The 15,516-nt window shown below is 63.1% G+C and carries 12 protein-coding genes; all 12 read right to left on the reverse strand.

What is annotated here, in order from left to right; genetic code table 11:
• Positions 1 to 39: 39 nt before the first annotated feature.
• Complete coding sequence (locus BW995_RS10090) at positions 40 to 663, reverse strand: hypothetical protein (RefSeq protein WP_076400154.1); 624 nt, start codon at positions 661 to 663, stop codon at positions 40 to 42.
• A 484-nt stretch (positions 664 to 1,147) separates the two neighbouring features.
• Positions 1,148 to 2,170: a UDP-3-O-acyl-N-acetylglucosamine deacetylase gene (gene lpxC, locus BW995_RS10095; protein WP_076400156.1), complete on the reverse strand. Its 1,023-nt coding sequence runs from the start codon at positions 2,168 to 2,170 to the stop codon at positions 1,148 to 1,150.
• Positions 2,171 to 2,607: 437 nt separating this feature from the next.
• Positions 2,608 to 4,461, reverse strand: coding sequence for a cell division protein FtsZ (gene ftsZ / locus BW995_RS10100; RefSeq protein ID WP_076400449.1), 1,854 nt, complete (start codon positions 4,459 to 4,461; stop codon positions 2,608 to 2,610).
• A 200-nt stretch (positions 4,462 to 4,661) separates the two neighbouring features.
• Positions 4,662 to 5,990, reverse strand: coding sequence for a cell division protein FtsA (ftsA, locus tag BW995_RS10105; RefSeq protein WP_076400158.1), 1,329 nt, complete (start codon positions 5,988 to 5,990; stop codon positions 4,662 to 4,664).
• A gap of 95 nt (positions 5,991 to 6,085) precedes the next feature.
• Entirely contained in the window at positions 6,086 to 7,156 is a 1,071-nt protein-coding gene (locus BW995_RS10110; protein ID WP_076400160.1) for a cell division protein FtsQ/DivIB, read from the reverse strand.
• Positions 7,144 to 8,142: a D-alanine--D-alanine ligase gene (locus BW995_RS10115; protein ID WP_084194737.1), complete on the reverse strand. Its 999-nt coding sequence runs from the start codon at positions 8,140 to 8,142 to the stop codon at positions 7,144 to 7,146. The genes BW995_RS10110 and BW995_RS10115 overlap by 13 nt, the downstream gene beginning before the upstream one ends.
• The gene (gene murB / locus BW995_RS10120) at positions 8,139 to 9,089 is read right to left on the reverse strand and encodes a UDP-N-acetylmuramate dehydrogenase (protein WP_076400162.1); all 951 of its coding nucleotides are present in this window, start codon (positions 9,087 to 9,089) and stop codon (positions 8,139 to 8,141) included. Before murB ends, BW995_RS10115 begins: the two co-directional genes overlap by 4 nt.
• A 2-nt stretch (positions 9,090 to 9,091) precedes the next feature.
• Entirely contained in the window at positions 9,092 to 10,513 is a 1,422-nt protein-coding gene (murC, locus tag BW995_RS10125; protein WP_076400164.1) for a UDP-N-acetylmuramate--L-alanine ligase, read from the reverse strand.
• Positions 10,510 to 11,655, reverse strand: a complete 1,146-nt coding sequence (gene murG / locus BW995_RS10130) for an undecaprenyldiphospho-muramoylpentapeptide beta-N-acetylglucosaminyltransferase (protein WP_076400166.1) — start codon at positions 11,653 to 11,655, stop codon at positions 10,510 to 10,512. The genes murC and murG overlap by 4 nt, the downstream gene beginning before the upstream one ends.
• Entirely contained in the window at positions 11,656 to 12,792 is a 1,137-nt protein-coding gene (locus BW995_RS10135; protein WP_076400167.1) for an FtsW/RodA/SpoVE family cell cycle protein, read from the reverse strand. It abuts the gene before it with no gap.
• Between the two features lie 38 nt (positions 12,793 to 12,830).
• Positions 12,831 to 14,228: a UDP-N-acetylmuramoyl-L-alanine--D-glutamate ligase gene (gene murD, locus BW995_RS10140; RefSeq protein ID WP_076400169.1), complete on the reverse strand. Its 1,398-nt coding sequence runs from the start codon at positions 14,226 to 14,228 to the stop codon at positions 12,831 to 12,833.
• 111 nt (positions 14,229 to 14,339) lie between these two features.
• Positions 14,340 to 15,425: a phospho-N-acetylmuramoyl-pentapeptide-transferase gene (gene mraY, locus BW995_RS10145; RefSeq protein WP_076400171.1), complete on the reverse strand. Its 1,086-nt coding sequence runs from the start codon at positions 15,423 to 15,425 to the stop codon at positions 14,340 to 14,342.
• Positions 15,426 to 15,516 lie beyond the last annotated feature (91 nt).

Consider the following 15,516-nt stretch of genomic DNA (forward strand, 5'->3'; position numbering starts at 1 on the left):
GGGGATTTGGTATAAGGCAAAACGGCGCACAACCCCACCCTAAAAGAGGGCGTTGTGTGGCAAATCATCGGCGAGCGGAGGAAAGGTCAGTTGGCCGAGGTCGATGGGGGTCAGCGGAGGATCGTTGAAAAAGGAATCCAGCGGTGCCCGTTGCAGGTCATTTTCGATCAGGTTGTTGATACTGATCGCCGACGTCATCAGGTCTTCGGCATTTTCCGGCGTCAGGCCGCTGACCAGACTGCGCAACTGGTTAACATAGCGCAAAAAACTTTCTTTCAGCAGGAACGACTTTCCCACCGGATGTTCCCGGCGGCCAGCGGAAAATTCGGCCTGGGAGCGCAATTCACGGATTTTGTCGAGGGTCATGTTGGCCCCAATGGCCGAAACCCGCCCGCGCAGGTGCCCGAGGCAGTCCTGCAACGACCTGAAAGTCGAAGGGTGCAGCTCGTGTTCGGGAATGGATTCCAGCAATGTCACCAGATTGGACAGCCGTTCCAGATCCCCCATGATGTGATTGCGCAGAATTCGGCGCTCGTCCTCATCGGAACTATGCCGATATTGATCGCGGCGGCGATCAACGGACTTGGCGACGTCATGAATCGACTGAACCACAAACAATGCCTGCCGGTCGGCGGCTTGCAGTGTGGCCTGCTGCGCAGTCATCGCTTACACCCCCTCCTGGAGCAGTGAGCGCAAAAGTGGTTCCGGTTTTGCGCACAACCACTGCGACAAACCAAAGAGTCAGACCAGTGTGCCTGCGTCACATGTAACGCACACCGGTCCAGAGCATTGAGCGAACCCTGGATGCCGACTTCAGCAGGCAACCGGCCTTTCCGCCCGGACCTTGTGGGCTCTGGATCTTTGGATGCCTTCGATCTGTTGGCGTCCTGGACCAAAGATGCCAGCAGGGGGGGTATACCCTGCCAAACGGCGTTTATCTAACAGTATCCGAGCCCGGCTTGATGGGCCACAGTACAGAAGTATGAAGTCGGAACACCTTATAACCATTGGCTTACCTCATTCTTCCTTCTTCACTGTCCCCTATCCGGCCCTTGTTTCGCAACGAAAAACCGCTTCCCGGGACAGTCGGGAAGCGGTTTTGTCGCTGGAAAGAAGTATATCGTCGTAAGCGGGGACGCTCGCCTGCTCAGGCGGAAACCCGCAGCAGCTCGGCGAACTGATGACCGGCGGTGGCATCATCTTCGGTCAGGTCGATGCGGGCAACCGCCGTGGGGTCATTCAGCAGCGCCTGCACCAGAGCCCCGTTCAGGGCATGGCTCGACTTGTATCCGCTGTAGTGACCGATGATCGGCAGGCCCGCCAGCGACAGGTCGCCGATGGCATCCAGAGCCTTGTGACGGACGAATTCGTCGGGGTAGCGCAGGCCGCCTTCGTTGAGGATTTCAGCGCCGTTGACCACCACCGCATTGTCCAGCGATCCCCCCAGCCCCAGGCCCAGAGCCCGCATCTTCGGCAGGTCATCGACCAGACCAAAGGTCCGGGCACGCATCACACTGTCCTTGAAGCTGGCCGGGGTGACGACGATGGTGCAGGACTGACGTCCAATGGCTTCGGCGGCAAAGTCGATTTCAAAATCAACCACCAGACCCTTGCCGGGGATCAGCGAGGCGCGGCTGCCGTTGTGCTCGACCACCACCGGCTTCAGCACTTTCCATGCCTGACGCGGGGCGTCAAGGGTCACGGTACCGGCACATTCGATCAGGAACACGAACGGAGCCGAAGAACCGTCCATCGCCGGGACTTCCGGGCCGTTGATGTCGATCAGGATGTCGTCGATCCCCATCGCGGCCAGCGCGGCCAGCAGGTGTTCGACCGTCCCGACCGTTGCGCCGGTCGCCTCGTCGGCAAGGGTGGTGCACAACTGGGAAATGCGCGCCCGCGACCAGTCGGCGGGGATCACCGCACCCTGTCCGGCAGGATCAGTCCGCCGAAACACCACGCCGGTTCCCGCACTGGCCGGGTTCAGGGTCATCGAAACCTTTTGCCCGCAGTGCAGGCCGATCCCGGAGCAGGAAATGGGGTTTTTAAGGGTCTTGCGCATCATCACTTTGCTGGGCTGGCTGACCGGGGAGGCCGCGAAGGACAGGGGCAGGACATCGGCGCTGGATGCACTGTCCGTCAGGGAAGAAACGGGGCTGTGATACACCATGATCCGACCTCTGCCTATCCAAAGTCTTTGCGAACGGCTGCTTTTCAGCCTAAGCGGAGGACAGATGCTGTCTGCCTTTCCACAGCTACAGTGGTAGCAAGGAACGGGGCAGGGGCCAAATCAATGATTGTTACTGATTGTTACGGGGTTGGCAGGTCTGAAACGTCACTGTTTGCAATAAGGTGTCGGCTTTTCTGGAAGCAGGCAAAACAGGAAAAAAAGAGGGTGTCACCCCAAAGGATGACACCCCGCAAAGGTGGTAACAGGGTACGTAACACGGAATCGCGGCTTTGTGACTGTCCATACGGATGTACCGTCACAAGGCCATCTCTCCCTGACTGTGCCGCTGAGGGCAGCAAGACCTCAGCCGCACAGAGCAGCCTGCCAGTCTGTGGAAAACGGTAGGCACCCCGTTTCCACAGACCAGACAGGTCTGATCAGTTTGCCTGGCGACGGAGGAACGCCGGGATTTCCAGCGCGTCTTCGTCCTGGCGGGACTGGGCAACCGGGCGGTCTGCCGGATTGACGCTCAGGCTGCCGGGGTCGGCAGAGGGCATCGGCGGCGCGACAGGGGCCGGTTGTTCGTCATAGGCATCGTGATGCTCACGAGACGGAGACAGCTTGGCAGCAAGACCTTTCAGGAAACCACCAGCCTGCCGGGGTTCCGGACGGGCCGTATTGGTGATCGGGGTCCGCTGTTCGGCAGCCATCGCCGGACGCGGTTCCGGACGGGCCGGAGTCTGCTGGGCAAAGGCATTCGGGCGGCTCGGCATGTCCAGCAGCGGGGCTGCGGCGGTGGCAACACCGGCCGCCATTCCGCCATCGGTACGACCAACCGGAGCCGCCGGGATGAAGGCATCCGAGGCCTTGCGCGGGTCAGGCATGTCATAGCCTTGCTGCGGGCGCTGCATGGGCGGCTGCATCGGGGCCGACTGGGTCGGGGCCTGCATCGGCGACTGGGCCGGGTAGGCTGCCTGTTGCGGGGCATAGGTCTGCGCCGGAACCTGCGGCACGTAATGGTGGCCGGTGGCCTGCTGCGGAGCCGGGGCTACCGGCTGGGCCGGGGCCTGCTGCGGCAGGGATTGCTGAACGCCGGGTTGGCTGATGGGCTGCTGGTGGACCGGCTGCTGATGGCCAGCAGCCGGATTAGGGCGTTGCTGAACTGCCGGCCCCTGGGGGGCATAAGCCGGGCGCGGGGCGGCGATCGGCGGTTGATTCGGACGGGGCGCGGTGATCGGCTGCTGCACCGGACGGGCCATCTGCTGCATCGGATCGTGGCCCATGACGCCACTGGAGGTGGTCGGGCGGGCCGCAACGGCAGCCCCGGCGGTGATGCCGGTGGCAACCACGGAAACGCGCATCTTGCCCTGCATGTCGGGATCGAAGCACGACCCGAAAATGATGTGGGCTTCGCCTTCCACTTCGTCGCGGATGCGGTTGGCCGCTTCGTCGACTTCGAACAGGGTGATGTCCGGGCCGCCGGTGATGTTGATCAGAACGCCCTTGGCCCCCTTCATGCAGGTATCTTCCAGCAGCGGGTTGGCAATGGCGGCTTCGGCAGCTTCCAGCGCACGACGTTCGCCATCGGCTTCGCCGGTACCCATCATCGCCCGACCCATGTCGGACATCACGGTGCGCACGTCGGCAAAGTCGAGGTTGATCAGGCCGGGCATGATCATCAGGTCGGTGATCGACCGCACGCCAGCATTCAGAACGTTGTCAGCCATGCGGAAGGCATCGGCAAAGGTGGTCTTTTCGTTGGCGACGCGGAACAGGTTCTGGTTCGGGATGATGATCAGGGTATCGACGAACTGCGACAGTTCCTCTATCCCGGCTTCGGCCAACCGCATGCGGTGGGCACCTTCGAACTGGAACGGCTTGGTCACCACGCCAACGGTCAGGATGCCCATTTCGCGCGCGGTGCGGGCGATGATCGGGGCTGCGCCGGTTCCGGTGCCACCGCCCATACCGGCGGTGATGAACACCATGTTGGCGCCCTGGATCTGTTCGGCAATCGATTCGACCGATTCTTCGGCAGCCGCACGCCCGACGTCGGGCTTGGCACCGGCCCCCAGACCCTGGGTGGTGGTGGCCCCCAGCTGGATGCGGCGATCGGTACGGGCAAAGGACAGGGCCTGCGCATCGGTGTTGGCGACGACGAAATCGACGCCTTGCAGGTTGTCGGCAATCATGTTGTTGACGGCATTGCCGCCTGCGCCGCCAACCCCGATCACGGTGATGCAGGGCTTGAGTTGCGGCTCGTCAGGCTGCGGGACATTCAGGTTGATCATTTCGTGTGCCTCCGATTGATCGAATTCGTTGGACCGCGTTTGCTGCATGTAACTGTCTTCTGTATCCTGCGCGGCCACTGCGATCTTGTGATCGTCATTATAAGCGGCCTCGCCGTAGTGGTCTGTCAGCATATCATTGTATTGTTGCGTTTGCTGCAAGACTTCTTCTTTCCCATGGAGCTGTTCGTTGAACGGGCTATTCATCCCAAAAGCTCCTTTAACCAGACGCCAACCCGGGCAAATGCCCCATTCGGGCGTTCTGTATCCTCTTCGGCTTCCCCATCGCGCTGGGTAAGCCCGGTGACAACGTGATCCTGCGTGGCATAGCGCAACAGCCCGGCGCAGGTGGCAAAGGCGGGTCCGCTGACCGCCTCGGGTAACCCCTTGATTCGCCGGGGGCGCCCCAGACGAACCTGTTTGTCGAGGATCAGTTCGGCCATTTCGCGCACGCCCTGCAGCTGACTGGCTCCCCCGGTCAACACCACGCGGCGGCCGGTGGTGTGGAGCATGCGCGCCTCGGTCAGACGGGCGCGGACCAGCTCGAAGGTTTCTTCCAGTCGCGGGCGGATGATGCGAACCAGTTCCGATCGTGGAACTTCGTGGCCTCCCGTTTCCTCTTCGTCTTCTCCTACCAGATGGACGCGGAGCAATTCGTTGGCGTCCTTGGAGCTGGGCAGGACACTGCCCCAGACTGTTTTCAGACGCTCGGCAGATATAACCGGAGTCGATAGCCCTTTGGCTATGTCGTTTGTCACATGTTGGCCACCAATAGCGATACTATCGGCATAAACCGGGTGACCTTCGACGAAATTTGATACCGATGTGGTGCCGCCCCCCATGTCAATGACGGTCACCCCCATCTCTTTTTCGTCATCGACGGTACAGGCCAGCGCCGACGCATACGGAGTCGCAACGCGATCCGAGATATCAAGGTGGCAGCGTTCAATCACGGTTGCCAGATTGCGCAATGGCCCCAGGGCGGCCGAAACCATGTGCAAGCGGACCCCCAGCCGTTCACCGAACATGCCCCGGGGATCAACAATACCATCGCCACCATCAATGGTATAGCTGGTTGGGAGGCAATGTACGATTTCGGTGTCGGAGCCATGGTTATGGTTGCTGCCTGACGACGCCCCCCGCTGCGAGCCGTGCGAGGCATGGCCGTGCAACTGGCGCCCTTGATCCAGCACCCGGCGGACATCGGGGATGCGGACCGGGTGATTGTGGGGAATCGCCACTTCGGCTTCCATGTTGCGCGACAGCAGTGACGGGCCGGAAACGTTGACGATCACACCCTCGATCCGCATGTCGGCCATCTTTTCGGCGTTGTCGACCGCTTCGGCAATCGATGCCTGCAAGGCGGCCATATCGACCACCTGGCCCCCGCGCACGCCACGGGAGCGGTTATGGCCGACCCCCATCACGCGCAGAACCTCATCGTCGTCGAGCTTGGCGATGAAACAGGCCACCTTGGTGGTCCCGACATCCAGCGCGGCGATGGGTTCGTTTTTGCGGTTGCCCCGAGCCACCGATAAAGTCTCCTTGTAGACAAACGGGTGAAAGGATGAGGAAAAGGTATCAGGGAACGAGTTGTGGCGCTTTGGAAAAAATTAAGCAACAGGTGTTATGCATCTTGAGCAGGGCCACGCAAGTGAATTCCGTTTTTCGCGTCGGGATTTCCTGTTGCCGGGCTTTTGGCTGGGGATGGTTGTGGTTGCCGGGCATCCTTTTCCGTGCTCTTTCCCGGATCGTTTGCCTTGGGGTCATTTGTTTTGGGCCTGGCTGGATCAATAGGTCTGGCCTGGCTTTTGTCCTTGCCGGGCACAGTGTTTTTCCCGGGGCTGCCTTCATCGGTGTTTTCAGGTGTCGGGTCAGTGATCTTGCGCACAATCAGCCGGTCCTCCAGCCGCAGATCAATCACCGAAACATCCCGCCCCAGGATATGCTGCTCCCGCTCCAGCTGTGCAAGGCGGGCGAGCGACTCTTCGGCCTGCAACTCCGGCAAACGGACCTGCACGCCATCAGGATCAAAGCCGTCAATCCACAGGTCCCAGCGGCGGGCCCCAAAGCGGACCGCAGCCTTGATGCGCGGGGCCAGTTCCGGCTGGGTGTTCAGCATCGCCAGCAGGTCGCTGGCGGCCTCGGGGGCTCCATCGCCGACCACCACCGGCAGGTGGGAAAAGCGCGAATAGCCGCCTTCGATCACCACCCCGTCAGGGTCAACCAGATGATAGCTTCCATTGGGAGATTGCCACAGGGCAATCGGGGTGCGTTCGATCAGGGTCACGCGAATTTCGTGTGGAAACAGTCGTTCGACCGAGGCGTGCTTGATCCACGGCAGGCTTTCCAGCCGCTGGCGGATGGCTTCGGGGTCCATCGCCAGCATCGGCTGGCCCTGGGTGATCCTGACCGCCTCAAGGACGTCTTCGCTCTGGGTGTAATGGCGGCCACTGACGGTGATGTCAAACAACAGCAGACCGGCTTGCGCGCTGTAGTCGATGACCCGCTGATGCAGGGTTTGCCACAGCGGGTCAACCTTGGCCATTGCCTCGGGAGAGCGTGCGACCGCCGTCACCAGCGACCCGATGGAGCCGACCGCGATGGCGGCCAGAATCAACGGGGCCTTGTCCCGCAGCAGGGCGGGACTGAAGGCATGGTGGATGATGTCGGTCAGACGGTCTCCTAGGTATCGCATTCCGCCGTCTCCACCAGCCAGGTGCACAGGTCAGGGAACGGGATACCCGCCAGGTCGGCCTGTTCCGGCACCAGCGAGGTGCGGGTCATGCCCGGCTGGGTGTTCACTTCCAGAAGATAGATGTCCTTGCCGTCAAAACGCAGATCGGCCCGGCTGATGCCCCGGCATCCCAGCGTCTGGTGGGCCTGAATGGCGACGCGCTGACAGGCGGTATACAGCTCGGGGTCAATCTGCGCTGGCAGGGTATGGACCGAGCCTCCGGCGGCATACTTGGCGTCGTAATCATAGAACGTGCGGTCGGTGTGGATTTCCGTCACCCCCAGCGCATGCCCGTCCATCACTGCCACGGTGAATTCACGGCCCGGGATGTAGGATTCCACCAGCACCTGATCGCCATAGGGCCATTCGCTGTTGGCGAAATAGCGGGCGTTGTCGCTTTCGCGCACGATGGCAACGCCGACGGAAGACCCTTCGTTCAGCGGCTTGACCACATAGGGGCGGCGCATCGGGTCGGCGACCATGATTTCTTCCCGCGTCACCACCTTGCCCTCGGCCACCCGCAGGCCGTGTTCGGCAAACAGGCGGCGGGCTGACGGCTTGTCCATCGCCAGCCCCGAGGCCAACAGGCCGGAGTGGGTGTAGGGAAGGCCCAGAATGTTCAGGATGCCCTGCATGCAGCCGTCTTCGCCATAGCGGCCATGCAGGGCGTTAAACACCGCATCGGGGCCGATTTTCTGCAGGTCACGGACCAGCGTCGGGATGTCGCGCGACACGTCGATGGCCTTGACGGCATAGCCTGCCTGTTCCAGCGCCTGCACGGCGTTGGCACCGGAATTGAGCGAGACTTCCCGCTCGGCAGACAGCCCGCCCAGCAGGACCGCAACCTTGCGGCGGCGGCGGTGAGCCTTGGCGTCGGCGACCAGAGCTTTGGCGGCCTCGTTGTGCGGGGCAGAGGCGCTGACGGTGCTGAACGAGGCGGCGGTCATGGAGTTTGCTCTTTGCTGGAGGACGGGGAGGTCAGGGGGGTGCCGATGCGGCGGATTTCCCACCGCAGGGTGATGCCGCTGTGGGCCAGAACCCGGCGACGGACTTCCTCCCCCAGGGTTTCCAGATCGGCGGCAGTGGCCGAGCCGGTATTGAGCAGGAAATTGCAGTGCTTTTCCGAAACCTGCGCGCCACCGATGGTCAGCCCCCGGCATCCGGCGGCATCAATCACTTCCCAGGCGCGGCAGCCGTCGGGGTTGGCAAAGGTTGATCCGCCGGTGCGGGCGCGGACCGGCTGGCTGTCTTCACGGGCGGCCTTGATGTCGGCCATGCGGGCGTTGATGGCGCTGGCATCGCCGGGGGCCGCCCGCAGGACGGCTCCGGTGAAAATCCAGTCATCGGGCAGACCGCAGTGGCGATAGCTGAGGTCCATCTGGTCCGGGGTCAACTGGTGAACCTGCCCCTGCCGGTCAACGACGGTGGCCGACACCAGCACGTCGCACAGTTCGCGGCCATAGGCTCCGGCATTCATCCGCAGGGCACCGCCGATGGTGCCGGGAATGCCGCTGAGGAATTCCAGACCGCCGAGGGCGGCATCGGCGGCAACCTGTGCCACGTTCAGGTCCAGAGCGGCCGCTCCGACGCTGACCGTATGGTCGGGATTGACGATGATGTCGGTAAAGCCCCGCCCCATGCGCACCACCACCCCGGCGATGCCACCATCCCGCACCAGCAGGTTCGACCCGACACCGATCACCGTCACCGGCACATCGGTCGGGCATCCGGCCAGAAACTGCGCCAGATCGTCGGCGTCGGCGGGCTTGAACAGCACTTCTGCCGGACCGCCAACCTGAAACCAGGTCACCTTGGCCAGATCATAGCCGATGCTCAACCGCCCGCGCACGGCGGGCAGGCGGTCCTGCAGCGGGCTGATGGCGGGGGTGGTCATGCTCAGGCTCCCACCGGCAGGCGCAAGGCGGACAGTTGTTCCGGCAGGCCATTGGCCCAGGCGGTGATGTTTCCCGCCCCCAGACAGACCACCAGATCGCCCGGTTCAGCCAGACCATTGACCACCGCCGCCAGCTCGGCGGGCGAGGACAGGGCAGTCACCGAACGGTGCCCGTGGCGGCGCAGGCCATCAATCAGCGCATCGCGGTTGATGCCCTCGATCGGCGCTTCACCGGCAGCATAAACATCGGCCACCACCACATGGTCGGCATCGTTGAAGCAGGTGCAGAAGCTTTCAAACAGGTCGTGCAGACGGCTGTAGCGGTGCGGCTGAACCACCGCCACCACCCGGCCCTTGCTGGCATGACGGGCCGCTCGCAGCACGGCGGCGATTTCCACCGGGTGATGACCATAGTCATCAATGACGGTGATGCCATCGACTTCGCCGGTTTTGGTAAAGCGCCGCTTGACCCCCGAGAAGCCCGCCAGCGCGGTGCGGATCACCTCGTCGGACAGCTTCAGGCGGGTGGCAACGGCAATGGTGGCCAGCGCGTTCTGGACGTTGTGTTCGCCAAACATCGGCAGGACGATGTTGGCAATCACCCGGCTTTCCTCGCCATAGCGGCCCTGAATTTCAACGTCGAAGCGGGCGCCATCAACCCCGATCTCGACATTGACCGCCCGCACTTCGGCTTGCGGGTTGAATCCGTAGGTGACGATCCGGCGGTCGGTGACGCGGGCGACCAGATTCTGCACTTCCGGGTGGTCGATGCACAGGCAGGCAAAGCCATAAAACGGGATGTTCTGCACAAAGGTCTGAAAGGCGTCGCGCACCTTGTCGAACGAGCCGTAAAATTCCATGTGCTCGGGGTCGATGTTGGTGACGATGCAGGCGGTGGCCGGCAGCTTCATGAAGGTGCCGTCGGACTCGTCGGCCTCGACCACCATCCAGTCACCCTGTCCCAGACGGGCATTGGTGCCATAGGCGTTGATGATGCCGCCGTTGATCACCATCGGGTCCATGTCGGCGGCGGTCAGCAGGGCGGCGACCAGCGAGGTGGTGGTGGTCTTGCCATGGGTGCCCCCAACGGCCACCGCCCACTTCAGGCGCACCAGCTCGGCCAGCATTTCGGCCCGGCGGACCACCGGGATCAGGCGGGCGCGGGCTTCATCGACTTCCGGGTTGCCGCTGTGGATGGCCGACGACACCACCACCACCTTGGCATCGCCCAGATTGTCGGCGCTGTGGCCGATGTGGACGGTGATCCCCTGCGCGCGCAGGCGGTTGACGTTGGCGCTGTCGGACACGTCCGATCCCTGCACCGCATAGCCCATCGAATGGAGAATCTCGGCGATGCCGGACATGCCAATGCCGCCGATCCCCACAAAGTGGATGGTGCCGATATCGAGCGGAATGGTCCTCACGGGCGTGTCTCCTGACGCAAAAGGGTCTCGACGGCATCGGCAAGGCGGGATGCCGCATCGGGAAGGGCAAAGGCTTTGGCGGCGGCCGCAGCAGCCTCCAGCGTTGCCGGTTGGCTTAACAAACCGGCCAGCTGGTCTGCAACCGTTTCCGCACTGAACCGGCTTTGCGGGATCATCCACGCGCCGCCACTGGCTTCCATCGCCTGGGCGTTGGCGGTCTGGTGATCGTCGGCGGCGGACGGCAGCGGGACGAACAGCGCTGGACGGCCAATCACCGCGCATTCGGCCACCGTCGACGAGCCCGCCCGGCCAATCACCAGCGCCGCACGGGCCAGCCGGGCCGGAACGTCATCAAAGAACGATTGTACATCGACGCTCAGGCCACTGTCGGCATAGCTGGCCCGCACCCGCTCCAGGTCTTCCGGGCGGGCCTGCTGGCTGATGCGCAGACGGGCTTGCAGGGCGGCGGGCAGGGCCTTGAAGGCGGCGGGCAGCACGTCACTGAGGACACGCGCCCCCTGACTGCCACCCAGAATCAGGATCTCGAGCGGGGCATCAGCGTCGAGCGATGGATACGGGGTCTCGGCTGCCGCCCGGATGGCAGCGCGTACCGGCATGCCGGTCTTGATCACCTGCTGCGGAGCATCGGTGGTGGCGGCAGGCAGAAAGCGCACCTGATCAAAGCTGGTGGCGATGCGGGTAGCTTTGGCCGAGAACAGGCGGTTGGCACGACCCAGCACCGCGTTCTGTTCGTGCAGCAGGGTCGGAATTGCCAGTTGCCCGGCAGCGGCCACCGCAGGCACCGAGGCATAGCCGCCAAAGCCGACCACCACCGCCGGTGACAGGCGGCGCAGGATGGCACGGGCCTCGATGGTTCCGCGCAGCAGGCGCAGTGCTCCGGCAATCTTGCCCAGCAGGCCGCGCCCGAGCATCTGGGCGGCGGTCACATGGTGGGTGTCGAGACTGCCCAGCACGCCGCTATAGCCCTTGCCGCGCGCATCGGTGATGAACGCCAGCCGGTAGCCACGGGCTTGCAGCTCGGCAGCCAGGCTTTCCGCCGGGAAGACGTGGCCACCAGTGCCACCGGCGGTCAGCACAATCAGCGGCTTCGCCGTGTTCGGGGCTGCGGTGCTGGTGGCCATTTATGACGTCTCCCCAATCGCTGACGACCATCGTTTGCGCGTCAGTGCCAAAATAAAGCCCATGCCAAGGCCCAGCCCCATGATCGACGAGCCACCATAGCTGATGAACGGCAGGGTCATTCCCTTGGTCGGCATCAGGTGCAGGCTCGACGCCATGTTGACCATCGCCTGCGTACCAAACTGCACCAGCAGGCCGCCGGTCGCAATGATCACGAACAGGTTGTTTTCCTCCATCACCCGCGACATGCCGCGAATGACCAGAAAGGCAAACAGGCCGACCACCAGCAGGCAGACCAGCATGCCGAACTCCTCGCCCGCGACGGCAAAGATGAAATCGGTGTGGCTGTCGGGCAGGGCAGCCTTGACCGTGCCTTCGCCGGGGCCGCGTCCGAACAGGCCGCCATCGCGGAATGCCTGCATGGCTTTCTGGATCTGGTAGGTATCGGCCCCTTCCGGGTTCAGAAAGCTGTCCACGCGCTTTTGCACGTGCGGCAGGATGAAATAGGCCCCGACAGCCCCGCACAGGGTGATGGCAACCAGCAGGGCGACCCAGAACAGGTGCAGCCCGGCCAGAAAAAACTGGGCGGCCCACATGGCGGTGACCAGCATGCTCTGCCCCAGGTCGGGCTGGATGATCAGCAGGCCGACCAGCGTCAACCACAGCACCACGGCGATGCGGTAACCAGGGAACCCCGGCGAGGTATGGCGGGCGGAAAACACCCAGCCACTGACCACCGCAAAGCAGGGTTTGGCAAATTCCGACGGCTGGATGGAGACGCCGCCGATGTACAGCCAGCGGGTCGAGCCCTTGATTTCCGACCCCAGTGCCGGAGCCACCACCAGCAGAAGCAAGGTGATGGCAAAGCCGATCAGGCCGACCTTGCGGACGGCCAGCGGCGACAGCATCGACACCCCCAGCATCAGGGCGAGGGCAAACGGCATGGTGAAGAACTGCTTGCGCACAAACATGAACGGGTCGGCATGGATGCGGTCGGCAGCGGCAGGCCCGGCAGCCATCAGCAGGATCATGCCGACGATCACCAGCAAAAAGACCGTTGCCAGCAGCCAGCGGTCAACCGTCCACCACCAGCGCCCAAGGATGCTGGTGTCGGTGCGGGCAAAGGTCAGGTTGCTCATGGTCCCTCCTGCGCGGGCAAGTACCGTCCGGGCAGAGGTCAGGCCGCGGAACCGTCTTCGCCGTCGTCGTCTTCTTCCAGCTCGTGTACGATGTCCATGAACACCTCGCCGCGATGTTCAAAGCTGCGGAACTGGTCAAAGCTGGCGCAGGCCGGCGACAGCAGGACGGTGTCACCGTGGTCGGCCATTTCGTCGGCCTGTTCGACGGCGTTTTCCAGCGTGCCGCTGATGGTGCAGGGCACATTGGCGGCCTTCAGGACTGCTGCGAAGTCATTGGCGGATTCCCCGATCAGGAAGGCATGCTTGATGCGCGGGAACAGCGGGGCCAGCGAGGCAATGCCGCCTTCCTTGGCCTTGCCGCCTGCGATCCACAGAACATCGGTGTAGCAGCCCAGCGCCTTGGATGCCGCATCGGCGTTGGTGGCCTTGCTGTCGTTGATGAAGGCAACATCCTCGATCACCGCCACCAGTTGCTGGCGGTGCGGCAGGCCGGGGAAGCTGCGCAGGGCGTCGAGGATGCGCGGTAGCGAAACACCCCGGCAGCGGCTGGCAGCATAGGCCAGCGCGGCGTTCTGCCAGTTGTGCGCCCCGGGCAGGGTCTTCATTTCGCGCAGGTCGCAGATTTCCTGCGGGCGGCGGCCGGTGGCATCAATCAGCATGCCGTCCTTGACATAGACGCCATTCTCCACCGCACGGGTGACCGATACCGGAATGACCTGCGACCCGCCCTGCCGGATCAGCTCGGCACAGATGCGGGCGCTGTAATCGTCATCGACCCCGATCACCGCATGGGAGGGATACTTCTGGTTCTGGAACAGGCGCCGCTTGGCGGTGACATAGCCGTCCATGCCGCCGTGACGGTCCAGATGATCGGGGGTGATGTTGGTCCACACCGCCACATCCAGTCGCAGCGACGGCACCAGCTCCAGCTGGTACGACGACAGTTCCAGCACATAGGTTCCGGTCATCCCCAGCGTCGGGCTGTCCAGGGCCGGAATGCCGATGTTGCCAGCGGCTTCGGCCTGTTGACCGGCGCTTTTCAGGATGTGGGTGATCAGGGCGGTGGTGGTTGATTTGCCATTGGTGCCGGTGATGCCGACATAGAACGGTTGCGTGTTGGCATCGCACAGCAAATCCACATCGCACACCATCGGCTTGCCCAGACGGGCGGCCAGTTGGGCCAGCGGGTGCGCTTTGGGGTGGGTGTGGGGGATGCCGGGGCTCCAGATCACCCGGTCAACATCGCTCCAGCTGTTTTCGTTCGGCTCGACCACGGTGTATCCGGCCTCGGCGGCCTTTTGCCGGGCGTCGGGGTTGTCATCCCACACCAGAACTTTCGCTCCGTCGGCGCTGAGCGCACGCGCGGCGCTGAGGCCCGATTTTCCAAGGCCGACAATGGCCAGTTTGCGAAGGGCGTAACGGAGGGTGGGAATCATGATGGGGCCCGCCTTGAAGTTCGTTCGGGAAACGGGGAAACCGCCTGTCCCGCAACGACAAACAAAAACAAAAGGTATGGCGTCTGTCTGCGGGGGTGCCGCAGGCGGACGCTAGCGAAGTTTCAGCGTTGACAGGCCAATGATGGCCAGAATGGTGGCAATGATCCAGAACCGGATCACCACTGTACTCTCATGCCAGCCTTTTTTCTCGAAGTGATGGTGGATCGGTGCCATGCGGAACACCCGTTTGCCGGTCAGCTTGAAGCTGGTGACCTGAATGATCACCGACAGGGTTTCCAGCACGAACAGGCCGCCGACGATCACCAGCACGATTTCATGCTTGGTGATCACCGAAATGGCCCCCAGGGCACCGCCCAGCGCCAGCGAGCCGGTATCACCCATGAACACCATCGCCGGCGGAGCATTGAACCACAGGAAGCCAAGCCCGGCCCCGATGATGGCGGCGCACAGGATCGACAGTTCGCCGCTGCCCGGCACATAGTGAATGCCCAGATAGCTGGAATAGACGGCGTTGCCGACCAGATAGGAGATCAGGCCATAGACGGCGGCGGCGATCATCACCGGCACGGTGGCCAGCCCGTCAAGGCCATCGGTCAGGTTGACGGCGTTCGACGCCCCCACCATCACCACCGCGCCGAACGGGATGTAGAACCAGCCGAGGTTCCACATGATGTTCTTGAAAAACGGCACGGTCAGGCCGGTGTCAATCGACGGGTCGGTGGCAATGACGATCCAGTAGGTAGCCAGCCCGGCGATACCGAACTGCACCAGCAGCTTGGCCTTGCCGGAAACGCCCTTGGTGTTGCGCTTGGTGACCTTTTTCAGATCGTCGATCATCCCCAGCCCGCCATAGCCCAGCGTGACCAGCAGCACCGCCCAGACGTAGGGGTTGTCGAGGTCGGCCCACAGCAAGGTGGCAGTCCCGATTGCCAGCAGGATCATCATCCCGCCCATGGTGGGGGTGCCTTTTTTGGTCAGCAGATGGGATTCCGGACCATCTTCGCGGATCGGCTGGCCTTCACGCTGTTTTTTCTTCAGCCAGCGGATGATCCCCGGCCCAAAGATGAACGCCACCAGCAACGCCGTCAGAGCGGCCCCGCCACTGCGAAAGGTCAGATAGCGGAACACGTTCAGCACACTGACGTCGCCGGAGAGTTGTGACAGGTAATAAAGCATCGAACCGGAAATCCCTGTTAGCCGCCGTTGACCTGACGGCGGCTGTCTGCGTTGAAACGGGTGGCCCTGCGGTACGGGGACCGCCGGACCG

It is taken from the genome of Insolitispirillum peregrinum (assembly GCF_900156605.1).
Taxonomy (GTDB): Bacteria; Pseudomonadota; Alphaproteobacteria; order Rhodospirillales; family Rhodospirillaceae; genus Insolitispirillum; species Insolitispirillum peregrinum.

What these genes read in the sequence shown, in the direction of transcription:
- BW995_RS10090 (WP_076400154.1), bottom strand. Translation starts at nt 663, where the DNA reads ATGACTGCGCAGCAGGCCACACTGCAAGCCGCCGACCGGCAGGCATTG.
- lpxC (WP_076400156.1), bottom strand. Translation starts at nt 2,170, where the DNA reads ATGGTGTATCACAGCCCCGTTTCTTCCCTGACGGACAGTGCATCCAGC.
- ftsZ (WP_076400449.1), bottom strand. Translation starts at nt 4,461, where the DNA reads ATGATCAACCTGAATGTCCCGCAGCCTGACGAGCCGCAACTCAAGCCC.
- BW995_RS10110 (WP_076400160.1), bottom strand. Translation starts at nt 7,156, where the DNA reads ATGCGATACCTAGGAGACCGTCTGACCGACATCATCCACCATGCCTTC.
- BW995_RS10115 (WP_084194737.1), bottom strand. Translation starts at nt 8,142, where the DNA reads ATGACCGCCGCCTCGTTCAGCACCGTCAGCGCCTCTGCCCCGCACAAC.
- murB (WP_076400162.1), bottom strand. Translation starts at nt 9,089, where the DNA reads ATGACCACCCCCGCCATCAGCCCGCTGCAGGACCGCCTGCCCGCCGTG.
- murG (WP_076400166.1), bottom strand. Translation starts at nt 11,655, where the DNA reads ATGGCCACCAGCACCGCAGCCCCGAACACGGCGAAGCCGCTGATTGTG.
- BW995_RS10135 (WP_076400167.1), bottom strand. Translation starts at nt 12,792, where the DNA reads ATGAGCAACCTGACCTTTGCCCGCACCGACACCAGCATCCTTGGGCGC.
- murD (WP_076400169.1), bottom strand. Translation starts at nt 14,228, where the DNA reads ATGATTCCCACCCTCCGTTACGCCCTTCGCAAACTGGCCATTGTCGGC.
- mraY (WP_076400171.1), bottom strand. Translation starts at nt 15,425, where the DNA reads ATGCTTTATTACCTGTCACAACTCTCCGGCGACGTCAGTGTGCTGAAC.